Raw genomic sequence first — 15,577 nt, forward strand, 5'->3', positions numbered from 1 at the left:
GCCGACACTCCTAGGGTGAGAGACACCGAACGGAGCCCTCCATGGCACAGACCGCAGACGACACGGCGCTCGTCGCGCGCGCGGCGTCGGGGAGCGAGCACGCTTTCCGCACGCTGTACCGCGCATACGCGCGCCCTGTCTACTGGATCGCGTACGGCATCCTCGGAGACGCCCCGGATGCGGAGGATGTGACGCAGGAGACGTTCGTCGTGGCCTGGCGGAAGCTGCCCGCACTGGAGCTCGCCGGGGATTCGCTGCTGCCGTGGCTTGCGACGATCTGCCGGTTCCAGGCGGCCAACCGCCTGCGCCGGCGGCAGCGCGACCGCGCGCACATCGCAGGGGACGCGGACGAGCGGATCCCTGCGCTGATCGACGTGGAGCAGCAGGTCATCGCCGCGGAGCTCGCCGACCGGATCGTGCAGGAGCTCGGCGGGATGAGCCCGCTGGACCGCGAGATCTTCCGGCTGTGCGCGACCGAGGGCTACGACTACCAGGCCGCGGCGACCGAGCTCGGCGTGGCGCACGGCGTGGTCCGCAACCGTCTCTCCCGCGTACGCACCCGTCTGCGCGGCGCTGTGACCGGAACGGAAACCGCCTCATGATCACCACCCCCGAACTCCCGGAGCTCTCCGACGAGGCCGTGGCCCGCATCGAGCAGGACGTGTTCGCCGAGATCGCCGAGGAACGATCCGGCGTCCGCTCGCGCACGGCGTCCCGGCGCCGCTCCCGGCGCCGCGGGTGGCTGACCGCCGGCGGGATCGCGGCCGCCTTCGTCGTGGGTGTGCTGATCACCCCGTCCGTGTTGTCTCTGACGACCGCCGCGTCGTCGGGGTCCTCCGTGTCGGCCGTTCCCGCACCGGCCGGCGTCACGAGCCCCGAGCTGAAGTCCCTCGCCGACGGCGGCGCGAAGAACTCCGCGACAACGGGCGGATCCGCGTCGTCCGCGACCTCCACCCCGCGTGACATCGTGCGCACCGGCTCCGCGACCGTGCAGGTCCACGACGTGCGCGCCGCGGCGGATGCGCTCCGCGCGCTTGCCGAGAAGCACGGCGGATTCGTCGAGAGCGAGCAGCTCGGATCGTCCGGGGTCCCCTCGTCCACCGGCGGGATCGTGCCGCTGCCGCAGGGCGACGGCTGGGTGACGCTGCGGGTGCCCGCGGCGGACCTCACAGCCGTCATGGATGCGCTGCGCGATCAGGGCACGGTGCTGTCCACCTCGATCGGACAGGACGACGTGACCGCGACGACCACCGATCTGCGCGCCCAGGTGGCGTCGCTGACGGCATCGGTCGATCGCCTCACGCAGCTGATGTCGCAGGCGTCGTCGGTGGCGGATCTGCTGACCGCGGAGACCGCGCTCACCGACCGGCAGGCGCAGCTGCAGTCGGCCCAGCAGCAGCTGAAGAGCCTGGAATCGCAGGTCGAGATGTCGTCGGTGCAGGTCACTCTGGTGCGCGAGGCCGCGGCTGCCGCGGATCCCGCCGGCTTCGGGGACGGGGTCGCCGCCGGCTGGCACGGGCTCATCGTCTCGCTGAACGCGCTCGTGATCGCGCTCGGCTTCCTGCTCCCCTGGCTCGCCGTCGCCCTCGTGGTCGTGCTGATCGTCTGGGGGATCGTGCGGATCCGCCGCGCCGGACGTGCGCGCCGGTCGGCCGGGAACACCGCCTCGGCACCGACACCCCAGGACTGATCAGGGTCGCCGGACGCCGCGGATGCCCCGCGCGACATGATGGCACCGCTATGGTCTTCGCCATGAGCAACGTCGCCGCCACGCCTGCGCGCGTCGTGCCCGCGGGGCGCGACCTCACCCTGGACCTGACTCGTGTCGCGTGCGTGGTTCTGGTCGTGTTCGTGCACATCCTGTTCACCGGTGTCGGCCGACGGCCCGACGGCAGCCTGCTGATCGAGCGCACGGTCGAGGGGCAGAGCTGGTTCGACGCGGCGAGCTGGATCCTCAACATCATGCCGCTGTTCTTCGTCGTTGGCGGGTTCGCGGCGCGGGCGGGCTGGCGATCCGCCGAGCGGCGGGGCGACGACGCCGCGGGGTTCGTCCGGCTGCGGCTCGCGCGCCTGGCCCGCCCCGCGGTCGCCGTGTTCATGTTCTTCACGATCGCCCTCGGCGCCGTACGCCTGCTGGGGTTCGACCCGGCACTGGTCGACACCATCGCGATCGGTGTCGGTTCGCCGCTCTGGTTCCTCGCCGCGTACCTGATCGTGCAGGCGCTCGCGCCCTGGATGATCGGACTGCATGCCCGCTTCGGCATACGAGTGCCGCTGGTGCTGCTGGGCGGGGCGCTCGCGACGGATGCGCTGCGCTTCCTCGTCGCCGGCGGCCTGCTCGGCCTGGGGCACGTCCCCGCGACCGGATACGGGATCGGCAGCGAGCTGTTCGGGATCCCGAACGTCGCTTTCGTCTGGCTGTTCGCCCAGCAGGCCGGATTCTTCCTGTTCGACGGCTGGTTCGCACGTCGGCGGGCGTGGCAGCTGCTCGGGCTCATCGCACTCGGGTACCTGGCGATCTGGGGGCTCGTCTCGCTCGGCGGCTACTCCTGGAACATGCTCAGCAACCAATGGCCGCCGACGGCGCCGCTCGCGCTCCTCGCCGTGGTGCAGGCCGCGGCGCTGACGCTGCTGCATCGCCCGCTCACCGCGCTGATGCGCACCCGCGTCGCGCAGGGCGCCGTGCTGCTGATCGGATCCCGCCTGATGACGGTGTACCTGTGGCACCTGCCGATGATCATGGTGCTGATCGGCGTGCAGCTGCTGCTCCCCGTGCCGATGCCCGCCCCGGGCAGCCCGCTGTGGTGGTGGACCCGCCTTCCGTTCCTGCTCGTGGTGCTCGCGGCGGTGTGGGTGCTGTCGCTGTGGCTTGTCCGCTACGAGCAGGCGCCGTACCTGGGCGCCCGGCCCCGCACCGGAGCGACGGCGGTCGCCGTGGCGGTCTTCGTGCTGCCGATCCTGGCGATCACCGCCTACGGCCTCGACCTGCCCCTCGCGGCCGCCGCTCTCGTCGCGTCGGTGCTCTCGCTGTATCTGGTCGGCGCGTATCGTCGTGCGCCCCGGACCGGCTGAACAGCACCCGGGTACGACGAAAGCCCCCGGGAAACCGAGGGCTTTCGCGTGTTGTGTGACCCCAGCGGGATTCGAACCCGCGTTACCGCCGTGAGAGGGCAGCGTACTAGGCCGCTATACGATGGGGCCGTCTTGGCGATGCTTTCGCGCCGCGACAACCGTTCAATTATGGCATGAGGCCGGGCACGCGCCAAATCGGGGCGAGCCCGCCGAAACTCCCGGGTGTGTCACGCCCGCGCAGGATTACGCTCGTGACATGCGCATCACCAAGCATGAGCACGCGGCCCTTCGCGTGGACGACCACGGCCAGACCCTTCTCATCGATCCGGGCAGCTTCACGCTTCCCCTGGACGGACTCGCCCACCTGGTCGGGGTCGTGATCACGCACGAGCACGCCGATCATTGGACGCCGGAGCACCTGGATCGGATCCTCCGCGATGCCCCCGGAACGCCGATCTTCGCGCCGTCGGGAGTCGCGCGCGCGGCGGCCGGCTACGAGATCACGGTCGTCGCACCGGGCGACACGGTCGCCGTCGGCGACTTCACGCTGCGTTTCTTCGGCGGCGTCCACGCCGAGATCCATTCCTCGCTCCCGCTCGTCGACAACGTGGGCGTCCTCGTGGACGACGAGCTGTACTACCCCGGCGACTCCTACGCCGTGCCGGAACGCGTCACCGTGGGCACGCTCGCCGCCCCGCTGGGCGCCCCCTGGCTCAAGATCGGCGAAGCCATGGACTACGTGCTCGCCGTGAAGCCGCGCCGCGCCTTCGGCACGCACGACATGACCCTCTCCGTGATCGGATCGACGATGCACCGCGCACGGCTGCAGTGGGCTGCCGAGCAGAACGGCGGAGAGTTCTTCACCCTGGCGCCGGGCGACTCGATCGAGGTCTGAGGTGGCGGACTCCCCCGCCGCCGAGATCCGGATCGACGAGATCCTGGTCCGGACCCTCTTGCGGGAGCAGGCGCCCGACCTGGCGGAGGAGCCGTTGACGCTCGTCGCGGAGGGCTGGGACAACGCGATCTGGCGTCTCGGTGACGAACTCGCCGTGCGGCTGCCCCGCCGTCGGGCCGCCGCCGCGCTCATCCGGCACGAGCAGCAGCACCTTCCGGCGATGGGTGCGCGCCTGGCCGCGCAGGGGGGTCCGAACACCGGCGCCGGTGTTCGAGGGGCTCCCCGGCGCCGGATTCGAGTGGGGCTGGTCGGTCGTGCCGTGGATCGAGGGCCGTGCGGCGCTGGCGCAGCCGCGCGCGGAGCGGACTCTCTGGGGCGCGCGGCTGGCCGCGGGGCTACGTGCTCTGCACGTCCCCGCGACCGGGCCCTTCCCCGTCAATCCCGTGCGCGGCGTACCGCTGACCGCCCGTGACGACGACCTGGTCGCGGCCGCCGGGCGGCTGGCGGTGCACAGCCCGGCGCTCGCCGACGCCCTGGGCGCGCTCTGGAGTGAAGGGGTCGCCGCCCCGGCGCACACCGGCCCGCCGCGGTGGCTGCACGGCGACCTGCACCCGGGCAACCTCATCGTGCACGACGGCGGGCTGGCCGCGATCGTCGACTTCGGCGACACCACAGCAGGAGATCCGGCCTACGACCTCGGCGCCGCGTGGATCGTGTTCGACGAGGCCGGACGCGACGCCTTCCGCGCGGTACTCGCCGACGCCCATGATGACGCGGCGTGGGTGCGCGCGCGGGCATGGGCCGCGGCGATGGCGATCATCCTGCTCACGCGCAGCGACGACCGGCCGGAATACGCCGCGCTCGGGGCCGAGATCGCCGCCGAGACGCTCGGAGACCGCTGAGCGCTGACTCAGCGGGCGGTGGCGGCCGGCGCAGCGGGCCGCCGGGCCACGATCGCCACGGCGACCGAAGAGGCGACGACCGCCACGATCGCGCCGAGCAGGATCGCCGCGCCCTCGCCCGGCAGCAGCGCCTTGGTCTCGACGCCGAGGGCGACCGCAGCGACCGGAACGCCGAGCTGTCCCGCGGATGCCACCGCCTGCGCCCACGGCAGCCGGACGAGGCGCCCGGCGAGGTGCGCGATCACGGCCGCGGCGCCGAGCGCGAGGCCGAGCAGGATCATCTGCGGGTGGGATCCGAGATCGCGCAGGTTGATCGAGGCGCCGAGCCACACGAAGAAGAGCGGACCGAAGAAGCCCTCCGTCATTCCGAACAGCTGCCGCGCGAGCCGTCGCGGCTGCCCGACCGCGGAGAGCACGAGCCCGAGCGTGAAGCCGGCCATCATCACGGACACATGCGTGAACTGGGCGATCCCGGCCAGGCCGAACAGCGCGAGCAGGCTGAACCGCAGCTCGAGCGCGAACTGCCGCGACTCCGAGATCTGGTGCATGCGGTGCCAGCGCCGTTCGCCGATCCGGCGCAGCACGATCACGAGCACGACGCCGACCGCGGCGATGCCCACGCCGCCCAGCGCGACCAGCGGTACCCGCTGCGGCTGCAGCACGAGCGGCAGGGCGACGATGCATGACACGTCGGCGATCGCGATCTGCGCGATGAGCTGGGCCGCGGAGTCGGCCGAGATGCTCAGCGACTGCAGCATCGGCAGCACCAGCGCGGCCGACGACGACGCGATCAGCACCGCGTAGACGGCACCGTGCGCGTTGCCGAACAGCAGGGCCGTGCCGACGCCGAGCGCGACGGCGACGACGGCGACCAGCACGGCGCCGAGCGCCCCGCGTCCGACGGCCGCGCGCACGACCCGATCCCGCACGGGGACGTGCGATCCGATCACGAGCATGATGAGGCCGAATCCGAGCTGCGCGAGCAGGGTGAACGTCGGCTCGGTCGCGTTCACCCAGCCGAACCCGGTCGCGCCGATGACGAGACCGGCGATCAACTCCCCCGCGATCACCGGGATCCGCCAGGCACGACGGGCCGAGAGCAGCGGGCCGGCGAGGCCCACCAGCACCAGCAGCGCCAGCGTCGCGAACGTCATGCCGCCACTCTAGGACCGCTGCGCGGCACGGACCCGGATCGCACGCTGCTGATGATCGCGCTGCTCGCCGATGAGCCGGCGCAGGGCCGCGGGGGCGTCGGGGTTGTCGGCGAGCCAGGCGTCCACGAGCCGGGTCGTCTCGGCGTCGGGGTAGAGGCCGCGCACGAGGCGGCTCGCGATCTCGATGGAGCGCTCGGCCCAGGCCGCGCCGATCCGCTCGAAGTACTCGGCGTCGAAGTCTGAGATCAGATCACGGCGGCCACCCGCGCCGAACCCGGCGATCGTCGCATCGAGATGATCGTTGGTGAGGGAGAGATCGGTCCAAGCCCCGCGCCACGCCGCCGCGCGCACCTCGGCGGTGGGCGTCGAGGCCGCGGCCGCCAGGGCGGCCGTCCTGCCGCTCGCGGTGTGATCGCGCAGCTGCTCCTCGGTGATCTCCTCGGCGCCGGCATGCCCGGTCGTCACGAGCGCGGTCAGCAGTGCCCAGCGCAGGTCGGGATCCAACGGCAGTCCTGCCGGCGCGACGCCCGTGAGCAGGGCCGCCGCCTCCGCATGGCGCACGTCGTCGAAGCCGGCCGCGGCGGCGAACGCGCGGGCCCAGATGAGCTGGGAATCGCTGTGCGGCTCGGCCTTCTCGAGGGCAGACCAGGTCGCCTCCGCCCACGCGGTGCGCGCGAGCGCGCGCTCGGCGTCCGGCAGGTAATGGCCGATCGCGAACGGCGCGTTCAGCAGCACCCCGCCGAGCAGCGCGGCGTCGGTCTCGGCCGGGGCGTGCGCGGCGACCACACGGAGATAACGCGCCACGGACAGCTCCCCGTCGCGCGTGGCGTTCCACAGCGCCGACCAGACCAGGGCCCGCGCCAGCGGATCCGCCAGACTCGACAGCGCCAGCTCCACCGCCTGCAGCGAGCGATCGTCCAGGCGCACCTTGGCGTAGGTGAGATCGCCGTCGTTGAGCAGGGTGAGGTCGGCGTCGGGCAGGGTGACGGTCGTGCGCTCATCGACGATGTCGAGCGCGATCCGCTCGCGCAGCGCGAGCTGTCCGGACCGCAGGTCGTACAGCCCGATCTGCAGGCGATGCGGGCGCGGATCCGTCTGGCGCAGGACGGCGCCGTCCGCACCGCGCTCCAGGCTCAGGGTGCTCATCCCGGTGGTCTGCAGCCAGGCCTGCGCCCAGCCGCGCAGGTCCCGTCCGGAGGCGGCCGAGAGCTCTGTGAGCAGGTCCTCCAGCGTGGTGTTCCCGTAGGCATGCTTCGTGAAATACGCGCGGGCGCCTGCGAAGAAGGCCTCCTCGCCGACGAAGGCCACCAGCTGCTTGAGCACCGCGGCGCCCTTGGCGTAGGTGATGCCGTCGAAGTTCAGCTTCGCGGCCTCGAGATCGGGGATATCGGCGACGATCGGGTGGGTGCTCGGCAGCTGATCCTGCGTGTAGGCCCAGGCCTTGCGCCGGTTCGCGAACGACACCCAGGCCTCGGTGAACTCGGTCGCCGCCGCGGAAGCGTGCGCGCCCATGTAGTCCGCGAAGGACTCCTTCAGCCACAGGTCGTCCCACCAGGTCATCGTGACCAGGTCGCCGAACCACATGTGCGCCATCTCGTGCAGGATCGTGTTCGCCCGCGCCTGCCGCTGCGCCCGCGTCGCCGCACCGCGGAACAGATATGACTCCGTGAACGTCACCAGCCCGGGATTCTCCATCGCGCCGATGTTGTACTCCGGGACGAAGATCTGGTCGTACTTGCCCCACGGGTAAGGGAAGGCGAACGCGTCGGCGAAGAAGTCCAGGCCCTGCGCCGTGATACGCAGGATCTCGTCGGCGTCGAAGTGCGCGGCCATCGACGCGCGGCAGAACGCGGCGAGCGGCACGCGCTGCTCGCCCCGGGTCCATTCCGCCTCGGCCCGCACGTACGGGCCCGCCGCGACGCACACGAGATAGCTGGACAGCGGCAGCGTGGGAGCGAACTGCACCGTCTGCAGCTCAGCGCCGTCGCGGTCTTCGGTGCGGCGGGAGACGGCGGACTGGTTGGAGCGCACCTCCCAGCCGGCGGGTGCGGTCACGACCACGGTGATCGCGGCTTTCATGTCGGGCTGCTCGAAGCACGCCATGAAGCGGCGCGCATCGGCCGGCTCGTCGTGCGTGTACAGGTAGGTCTTCCCGTCGACGGGATCCAGGAACCGGTGCAGCCCCTCGCCCGAGCGGCTGTAGGCGCCGGTGGCGCGGATCTCGACGGTGTTGTGCGCCGTGAGCCCGCGCAGCGCGATCCGCGCCCCGTCGTACCGGACCTCCTGCGGCTGCCCGTTCACCATGACGCTCTGCACGCCCTCTCCGAGAAAGTCCACCCAGGTCGCATCCGTCGTGGCGTCGAACTCGAGCGTCGAGGAGGTGGGGAAGCCGGTCTGTCCCTGATCGACAGCTCCGCTGAGGTCGAGTTCGAGGCGGATCCGGTGCAGATCGATCGACGCGGATCGCGCGGCGGTCTCGGTGCGGGTGAGGTTCGCGGTGCTCATGGATCCATCGTTTCACGACCTGCCGCCGGGCCCTTCGCGGGGCTGTCGTGCCAGCATGGTGGCATGACCGAGCAGACCTCAGCCGCCCCGCACTCCGAGCCCCTGCCCGAATCCCCGGGACAGCTTCCCGAACGCAGCAGGATCGTGCAGGAGCACGTGCACGCCGCGGGCATCTCCTCCCTGGTCCGGGAGCTGCCCGATTCCGCCCGCACGGCCGTCGAGGCCGCCGCGGCCCTGGACTGCGAGGTGGGGGCGATCGGCAGCAGCCTGCTCTTCCTCGCCGACGGGGAGCCGCTGCTGGTGATGACCAGCGGCCGCCATCGCGTGGACGTCGCGGTGCTCGCCGATTCTGTCGGCGCCGCATCGATCACGATGGCTCCGGCGGCGCTGGTCCGCGAGGTCACCGGGCAGGCGATCGGCGGCGTCGCCCCGGTGGGGCATCCGGCGCCCGTGCGGACCGTCGTGGATGCGGCGCTGCGCGACTACGGCGTGCTGTGGACGGCGGGAGGAACCCCGCACACCGTGATGCCGATGACGTTCGACGAGCTCGTGGCCCTCACCGGCGGCGCGGTCGTCGCGGTGGCCGCGGACTGAGCCGGCACCGAGACGCGATCCAGGAGGCGTCCAGACTCGGTCCCTACCGTGGAAAGGGATGTCACGAAACGGTAACAGGATCAGTTCGCTCGACGGACTCCGCGGACTCGCCGCGGGGATCGTCCTGCTCCATCACGTCTCGCTGATCGCGCAGCCCTGGATCGACCCGGCCGGCTGGGCGCTGCTCACGCAGTCGCCGGTGAAGCTCCTGCTCGCCGGATCCGAGGCCGTCATGGTGTTCTTCGTGCTCTCCGGCCTGGTGGTGGCGCTGCCCGCCCGGCAGGCGGGGTTCTCCTGGGCGCGGTACTACCCGGCCCGCGTGTTCCGGCTGTACGTGCCGGTGATCGCGGCGCTGGGGGCTGCGGCGCTGCTGGTCGTGGCGATCCCCCGCGATCCGTCGACGATGCCCGAGGGATCCTGGATGCAGGACGCGCAGGCCACGTCCGTGTCGGCCGGCGAGGTGCTCACGCAGATGACGCTGTTGCGCCCCGCCTACCCGATCGACAACGTGCTGTGGTCGCTGCGCTGGGAGCTGTTCTTCTCCCTGCTGCTGCCGGTGTTCCTGTGGGTCGCCCTGCGGGTACGCCGATTCGCGGTGCCCGTCGCGGTGCTGACCGTCGCTCTGATCTTCCTCGGTCGCACGACCGGCGATGCGGCGCTCGCCTACCTGCCGGTGTTCCTGCTCGGCACCCTGATCGCCGTCCGCCTCGCCGATCTGCGCGTCCGGGCGGAGCGACCGCGCGTGCGTCGCGCGCTGCCCTGGCTGGCGGTCCTCGCGGGCGGGATGCTCATCGCGAGCTGGCTGGCGCGGCCGCTGACCGCGGGGACGGTCGCGGCCGACCTGCTGTGGGCGATCGCCGCCGCCGGCGCCGCCCTGCTCGTCGTGCTCGCGGTCGTCTGGCCCAGGGCACGACGCGCGCTCGACACGCGTACGATGCAGTGGCTGGGGCGGATCTCGTTCAGCCTGTACCTCGTGCACGCCCCGATCCTCGCCTCGCTCTGCTATCTGCTCGGCGCCGAGCAGTGGTGGCTCGCCTGCCTGATCGGGGTGCCGCTGAGCCTCGGAATCGCCGCCGTGTTCCACACGCTGGTGGAGCAGCCGGCGCAGGTGCTCGCCCGGCGTGCGGGCGGGATCGGCGCGGCCCTCGCCGACCGGATCGAGGTGCGTGCGATCCGCGCCGCCCGTCGCCGCGCGCTGGCCCGGGCGTCGTGACGTCTCAGCCGTGCGACGTGACGGCCCGGCGGTGCCGCCGCGCCACGGCGCCATAGATCGCCCGCAGAAGCGCCCGGGACAGGAACCGCACGACGATCCCCGCGGCACCGAACGCACAGCCGATCAGCACCGCGCGCGGATCGTGCAGATCCACATCGAACACGAGCGATCCCACCGGGAGCAGGATCACCGTGAGCATTCCGCCGATCATCGCGGCCACCAGCACGACCTTCCAGAGCCGGTACGGACGTGCCACCGTGATCAGGACGAAGAACGCCACGATGATCAGCGCCAGGAAGGCCGTGGACGAGGTCGGCACGCGCTCAGCGTGCGTCGTGCCCAGCACCGCCCGGGCCGTGAGATAGGCGCCGTAGGAGGCGAGCGCGGCACCGATCCCGCCGGGAACCGCGGCATCGAGCACCCGGCGCACGAAGCCGTCCTGCGCCCGCGCGGTGTTCGGCGCCAGGGCGAGGAAGAACGCGGGGATCCCGATCGTGAACCAGGCGATCAGGGTGACATGCCGGGGTAGGAACGGGAACGGCACCGCCGTGACCGCGACGAGCAGCGCGAGCAGGATCGAGTACAGCGTCTTGGTGAGGAAGAGGGTCGCGACCCGCTCGATGTTGCCGATCACCCGGCGTCCCTCGGCGACCACGTGCGGGAGCGTCGCGAAGGAGTTGTCCAGCAGCACGATGCGCGACACCGCGCGGGCCGCCGGCGATCCGGATCCCATCGCGACGCCGACGTCGGAGTCCTTCAGCGCGAGCACGTCGTTCACGCCGTCGCCGGTCATCGCGACCACGCGCCCGTCGCTCTGCAGGGCGTGCACCATCGCGCGCTTCTGGGTCGGGGTGACCCGACCGAATGCGGTGCGGTCGCGGACCTGATCGCCGAAGTGCGCCGAGTCGGGGTCGAGGGTTCGGGCGTCGACCGCATCCCGGCCGTTCGGCACCCCGACCTCGGCGGCGATCGCGCCGACGGCGGCGGCGTTGTCGCCCGAGATGACTTTGATCCCTACGCCCTGCGCGGCGAAGTACGCGATCGCGCCGGATGCCTCGGCTCGCAGGCGCTGATCCAGGATCACGAGGGCGACGGCGGCGAGCCCGTCCGGCAGACCGTCGCCGGGAGCGTCCGGATCGGGCAGCACCGCGTCGGTGCGCGCGAGCGCCAGCACCCGCAGCCCCTCGGAGGCGAGGGCGTCGGAACGGGTGCGGGCCGCGTCGCCCTCGGGGAGCAGCACATCGGGTGCGCCGAGCACCCAGGTGCCCGCGTCGCGGGTCTGCGCGGCCGCCCACTTGCGCGCCGAGGAGAACGCGATCGAGAGCTGCACGGGCGGGGCCGGTGTGTCGCCGACGTGCTCCAGGATCGCCGCCATGCTGCTGTTGGGCTTCCCCTCGACCCGCCCGATCGCGGCCAGGGCACCCTCGACATCGGCCCCGGCCGCGCCGCCGAGCAGGTCGACAGAGCTCACGCGCATGCCGTCCTCGGTGAGCGTGCCGGTTTTGTCGGTGCAGACCACGTCGACCCGGGCGAGCTGTTCGATCGCCGGGAGATCCTGGACGAGGCAGTTGCGCCGCCCCAGCCGGACCACGCCGACCGCCATCGCGACGCTCGTCATCAGCACCAGGCCCTCCGGCACCATCGGCACGAGCGCGGCCACGAGGCCGCTCACCGCCTTGCGCCAGTCCTCGGCACGGCCCCAGATCTGGTTCACGATCGTGAGCACCGCCACGGGGATCAACGCCCAGGTGACGTACTTCAGGATCGTGTCGATCCCCGCGCGCAGCTCGGACGGCGGCTTGCGGAACTGCGACGCCTCCTTCGCGAGCTTGGCGGCGTAGGCGTGCTCGCCCACCGCGGTGGCGCGGAACGCGGCGGATCCCGCGGCGACGAAGCTGCCCGACTTGAGCTCGTAGCCGGCGTCAGCGAGCACCGGCTCCGACTCGCCGGTGAGCAGCGACTCGTCGACCTCGAATCCGATCGCGTCGAGGATGACGCCGTCCACCGGCACCTGGTCCCCCGCCGCGATGAGGACGACGTCGTCCATCACGACCTGATCGACGTCGATCTCCGTGACGCCCTCCGCGCGCTGGACCCGGGCGGGGGCCTTGCTGAGCAGGGCGAGCCGGTCGAGAGTGCGTTTCGCCCGGATCTCCTGCACCATGCCGACGACGCTGTTGACCACGATCAGCAGGCCGAACAGTCCGTCGATGAAGGAGCCGGTGCCGAGGATGAGCAGGAGCAGCACGAGGTAGATCGCGTTGACGCGCGTGAACGCGTTGGCGCGGAAGATCTCGCCGAAGCTGCGGCTGGTGTGCGACTCGATCGCATTGCTCGCGCCGCGCTCGATCCGCTCGACCACCTGGGCCGACGTCAGCGGCGCACGTGCCGTCCCGGCGGGACCGTCGGGCGGCAGCAGGACCGCGACCATGCGTCAGGCCGGCCGATCCGTCGCGATCCACCCCGCGGTGAAGGAGCGGACGCGGGATCCGTCCGTGTCGGCGAGCGACATCCCTGCGAACGCGGTCGCGGCGTCGGAGCTCTGCCACCGGAACCGGAACTCCTCGGCGAGCGCCGCGGCCGCGATCGCCGCGCCGGCGTCGGCCGCCGACTGCGCGTTCGCGAAGGCCCCCGCAGTGCGGGACAGGTACGCGTCGAAGAGCGGCCCGTAGGCGCCGACATCCGCGGGACGCACCGCGTTCTGCACGAAGTCGCTCGCCACGGCGGCCGGCTCGATGACGCCGACATGCACGCCGAAGCGCTCGGCGACGCCCGCAAGGGACTGCATGAACCCCTCGACAGCGAACTTCGCCCCGCAGTACGCATCGGCGAACGGCTGCCCGACCGTGCCCCCCACGCTCGTGACGGTGAGGATGTGCCCGTGGCCGCGCTCGCGCATGCCCGGCAGCACCAGCTTGGTCAGGTGCACCGGAGCGAGGTAGTTCACGGCCAGCTGCGCCTCGATCTGCTCCATCGTGAGCTGCTCGGCGGTGCCGACCCCACCCTGACCGGCGTTGTTCACGAGAACGTCGATACGGCCGTGGTCGGCGATGATCTCGGAGACCGCACGGCGCGCCGCCTCGCGCTCGACGACGTCGAGAGCGCGGATCTCCAGCTCCACCCCGGTGGCGTCCGCGGCCGCGCGCAGGCGGTCGGATCGGGAGGTGTCGCGCATGGTCGCCACGACCTGCACGCCCCGGCGTGCGAGCTGGACCGCGGCATGCATCCCCATGCCGGACGAGGTCCCTGTGACGAGGGCGATCTCGGTGCGCGCGTTTTCCGTCATGCGCTCACCTTAACAGCGTGCGATCGGGCGCGGCGGAGAGACCTCTCCCCGACCGCTCCTGGCGGAGGGCGGGCAGATAGCAGGCGGCGCCGAGGATGCTGAAGGCTCCCGCGACCACCGTCGCGGCGGCGGCCGAGGTCACTCCGGCGAACGCGGTCAGCACCAGCAGTCCCACGCTGTACGCGCCCCCGGAGACCATCGAGTTCAGCGAGAGCACGGTCGCCCGCGTGGAGCGGTCGGCCTCGCGGTGCAGCAGGGCGGAGTGCATCGGGCCGGCTGCCCCGTGCGCGAGATAGGTGAGTCCATAGCCGATCAGGATCCCGACGACGCCGGAGGCCAGCCCCATCAGGACCACGAACGCCCCGTTCAGGATCCTGCCGATGATCGCGGTCCACGCGACGCCGATCACACCGCTGGCGCGCGCGGCGATCACGGAGCCGAGAGCGAAGAGCCCCCAGGCGGCCGCGGATGCCGGCCCGAACACCGCGGCCGCCGCCGCCTCCCCGCCGAGGATCCCCTCGAGCTGCAGCGGGGTCAGGGTCTCGAAGCCGATCATCGCGACGGACCAGAACACCTCGACGAGCACGAGCCCGGCGAGCACCCGCGAGTGCACGGCCCGGCTCAGCCCGTCGACGATCGTGCGGGGCGTGGACCGCACCGCCGCGGTCATCGCCGCGAACGGACGTGGCCGCACGACGCCCGACGGTCGCTCCTCGCGCACCAGGACCACCACGAGCACCGTGTAGACCGCGTACAGCACGATCGACACCAGCAGCGGCAGCGCGAGCGCCGATGCTCCGGCCAGCGGATGCCAGGCCACGAGCACGCCGCCGAGCAGCGCGCCGGCCGCGATCGCGACGCCGAGCACCGTGCCCGCCCGGGCCAGCGGTCGAGCGACCTCCGCCTCAGGGTCGTGCTCGTGCACGGCATCCACGAACCACGCCTCGAGCGCTCCGGAGTCGAGCACCCGGAACACGCCCTGCAGCAGCAGGGACACCGCGAAGAGGGCATACGAGTCTGCGACGAGGAACAGCACGCCCGCGGCGACGGCGAGCACCCCGGAGGCCGCGAGCACCGGTCGCCGGCCCAGCGTGTCCGCGAGTGCGCCCGTGGGCAGCTCCAGCGCGAGCGCGACGAATCCCTGGATCGCGAGGATGGATCCGATCTCCGCGATCGACAGCCCGCGCTCGAGCGGCAGCAGCACGGTGAGCCCGAGCATCACCCCGACCGGGAACCAGCGCAGGCCGGTGAGCAGCAGCAGGCGCCGCTGCGCCGCGTCGGACGGGCTCATCCCGCGCCCGGCGGTGCGAGATCGACGGGTGCGCTCTGCACCACGATGTGGATGCGGCGCGCCGCGGCCTCCCCGTCGCCGAGACCGCGGTAGCGCGCGACGAGCGCGTCGAGCTCGGCGTCGAAGGCGGCGAGCTGATCCGGGGTGACCGTGAGCAGGAAGTCGTCGAGCCCGAGGCGGTCGACCCACTCCGCCGGCCAATCCGCCTCCGCATCCAGCCATTGCTCGGCGCGCGCGGCGAACTGGCGCACGTAATCTCGGCGCAGCCAGCCGAGCGCGGTCCTGGCGTCCTCGTCGTCGGCGAAGTCGGAATTGACCCAGGAATGCGAGTCGGTGCTGGCGCGCCAGACCCGGCGTCTGCCCGCTCCGTCGCCGGTGTCGGCCACCAGGCCGACGTCTTCCAGGGCGCGCAGGTGGTAGCTGGTCGCGCCGGTGTTCGTGCTCAGCGCCACCGCGAGCTCCGTCGCCGTGGCGGGGCCGTGCAGACGCAGCGCGCCGAGGATCCGGGAGCGCAGCGGATGCGCGAGCACGCGCACCGCCCACTCGTCGAGGCGCATGCCGACAGGGTTCTCCGGGGTCTCCATGTCCCCCACTCTGGCATGCACGGTATCGATGCACAATACTTCTGCACAATACTTCTGCACAGTATTTCTGCACGGATGCCG

The 15,577-nt window shown here is 72.0% G+C and carries 13 protein-coding genes and 1 tRNA gene; 7 read left to right on the forward strand and 7 right to left on the reverse strand.

Translation table 11 applies throughout. The features are described from left to right. Positions 1 to 41 precede the first annotated feature (41 nt). The 3 genes from ABD882_RS07045 (at position 42) to ABD882_RS07055 (ending at position 3,072) form a co-directional block, all read left to right on the forward strand. Positions 42 to 602 carry an RNA polymerase sigma factor gene (locus ABD882_RS07045; RefSeq protein ID WP_345185569.1) on the forward strand — a complete coding sequence of 187 codons (561 nt, stop codon included), beginning with the start codon at positions 42 to 44 and terminating at the stop codon, positions 600 to 602. Then, entirely contained in the window at positions 599 to 1,690 is a 1,092-nt protein-coding gene (locus tag ABD882_RS07050; protein ID WP_345185570.1) for a DUF4349 domain-containing protein, read from the forward strand. The genes ABD882_RS07045 and ABD882_RS07050 overlap by 4 nt, the downstream gene beginning before the upstream one ends. A 62-nt stretch (positions 1,691 to 1,752) precedes the next feature. After that, positions 1,753 to 3,072: an acyltransferase family protein gene (locus ABD882_RS07055; RefSeq protein WP_345185571.1), complete on the forward strand. Its 1,320-nt coding sequence runs from the start codon at positions 1,753 to 1,755 to the stop codon at positions 3,070 to 3,072. Between the two features lie 56 nt (positions 3,073 to 3,128). Here the strand turns inward: ABD882_RS07055 and ABD882_RS07060 are convergent. Continuing rightward, positions 3,129 to 3,201 (reverse strand) — tRNA-Glu (locus ABD882_RS07060). Between the two features lie 127 nt (positions 3,202 to 3,328). On the opposite strand from ABD882_RS07060, the gene ABD882_RS07065 reads away from it, so the two are divergent. Beyond that, positions 3,329 to 3,967, forward strand: a complete 639-nt coding sequence (locus tag ABD882_RS07065; RefSeq protein WP_345185573.1) for an MBL fold metallo-hydrolase — start codon at positions 3,329 to 3,331, stop codon at positions 3,965 to 3,967. Positions 3,968 to 4,233: 266 nt separating this feature from the next. Beyond that, positions 4,234 to 4,869, forward strand: coding sequence for a phosphotransferase (locus ABD882_RS07070; protein ID WP_345185574.1), 636 nt, complete (start codon positions 4,234 to 4,236; stop codon positions 4,867 to 4,869). Positions 4,870 to 4,877: 8 nt separating this feature from the next. Here the strand turns inward: ABD882_RS07070 and ABD882_RS07075 are convergent, their stop codons facing one another. Continuing rightward, positions 4,878 to 6,023, reverse strand: coding sequence for a cation:proton antiporter (locus tag ABD882_RS07075; protein WP_345185577.1), 1,146 nt, complete (start codon positions 6,021 to 6,023; stop codon positions 4,878 to 4,880). Positions 6,024 to 6,032: 9 nt separating this feature from the next. Then, positions 6,033 to 8,528, reverse strand: coding sequence for an aminopeptidase N (gene pepN, locus ABD882_RS07080; protein WP_345185578.1), 2,496 nt, complete (start codon positions 8,526 to 8,528; stop codon positions 6,033 to 6,035). Positions 8,529 to 8,591: 63 nt separating this feature from the next. Between pepN and ABD882_RS07085 the strand changes: the two genes are divergently transcribed. Together ABD882_RS07085 and ABD882_RS07090 are read left to right on the forward strand one after the other, a co-directional pair. Next, positions 8,592 to 9,122, forward strand: a complete 531-nt coding sequence (locus tag ABD882_RS07085) for a YbaK/EbsC family protein (protein WP_345185580.1) — start codon at positions 8,592 to 8,594, stop codon at positions 9,120 to 9,122. A 58-nt stretch (positions 9,123 to 9,180) separates the two neighbouring features. Next, on the forward strand, positions 9,181 to 10,335 hold the full coding sequence (locus ABD882_RS07090) for an acyltransferase family protein (protein WP_345185581.1): 1,155 nt from the start codon (positions 9,181 to 9,183) through the stop codon (positions 10,333 to 10,335). 4 nt (positions 10,336 to 10,339) lie between these two features. Here ABD882_RS07090 and ABD882_RS07095 read toward each other — a convergent pair whose 3' ends face one another. Genes ABD882_RS07095 through ABD882_RS07110 form a run of 4 tightly spaced genes read right to left on the reverse strand, consistent with a single transcriptional unit; the run spans position 10,340 to position 15,496 of the window. Continuing rightward, a complete protein-coding gene (locus ABD882_RS07095; RefSeq protein ID WP_345185582.1) occupies positions 10,340 to 12,766 on the reverse strand; it encodes an HAD-IC family P-type ATPase in 2,427 nt (808 codons plus the stop codon). 3 nt (positions 12,767 to 12,769) lie between these two features. Next, positions 12,770 to 13,621, reverse strand: a complete 852-nt coding sequence (locus ABD882_RS07100) for an SDR family NAD(P)-dependent oxidoreductase (protein ID WP_345185584.1) — start codon at positions 13,619 to 13,621, stop codon at positions 12,770 to 12,772. Positions 13,622 to 13,625: 4 nt separating this feature from the next. Further along, positions 13,626 to 14,912 carry an MFS transporter gene (locus ABD882_RS07105; protein WP_345185585.1) on the reverse strand — a complete coding sequence of 429 codons (1,287 nt, stop codon included), beginning with the start codon at positions 14,910 to 14,912 and terminating at the stop codon, positions 13,626 to 13,628. Further along, complete coding sequence (locus tag ABD882_RS07110) at positions 14,909 to 15,496, reverse strand: ArsR/SmtB family transcription factor (protein ID WP_345185587.1); 588 nt, start codon at positions 15,494 to 15,496, stop codon at positions 14,909 to 14,911. The genes ABD882_RS07105 and ABD882_RS07110 overlap by 4 nt, the downstream gene beginning before the upstream one ends. Positions 15,497 to 15,577: the final 81 nt, after the last annotated feature.

This window comes from Microbacterium panaciterrae, assembly GCF_039541635.1.
GTDB classification, from domain to species: domain Bacteria; phylum Actinomycetota; class Actinomycetes; order Actinomycetales; family Microbacteriaceae; genus Microbacterium; species Microbacterium panaciterrae.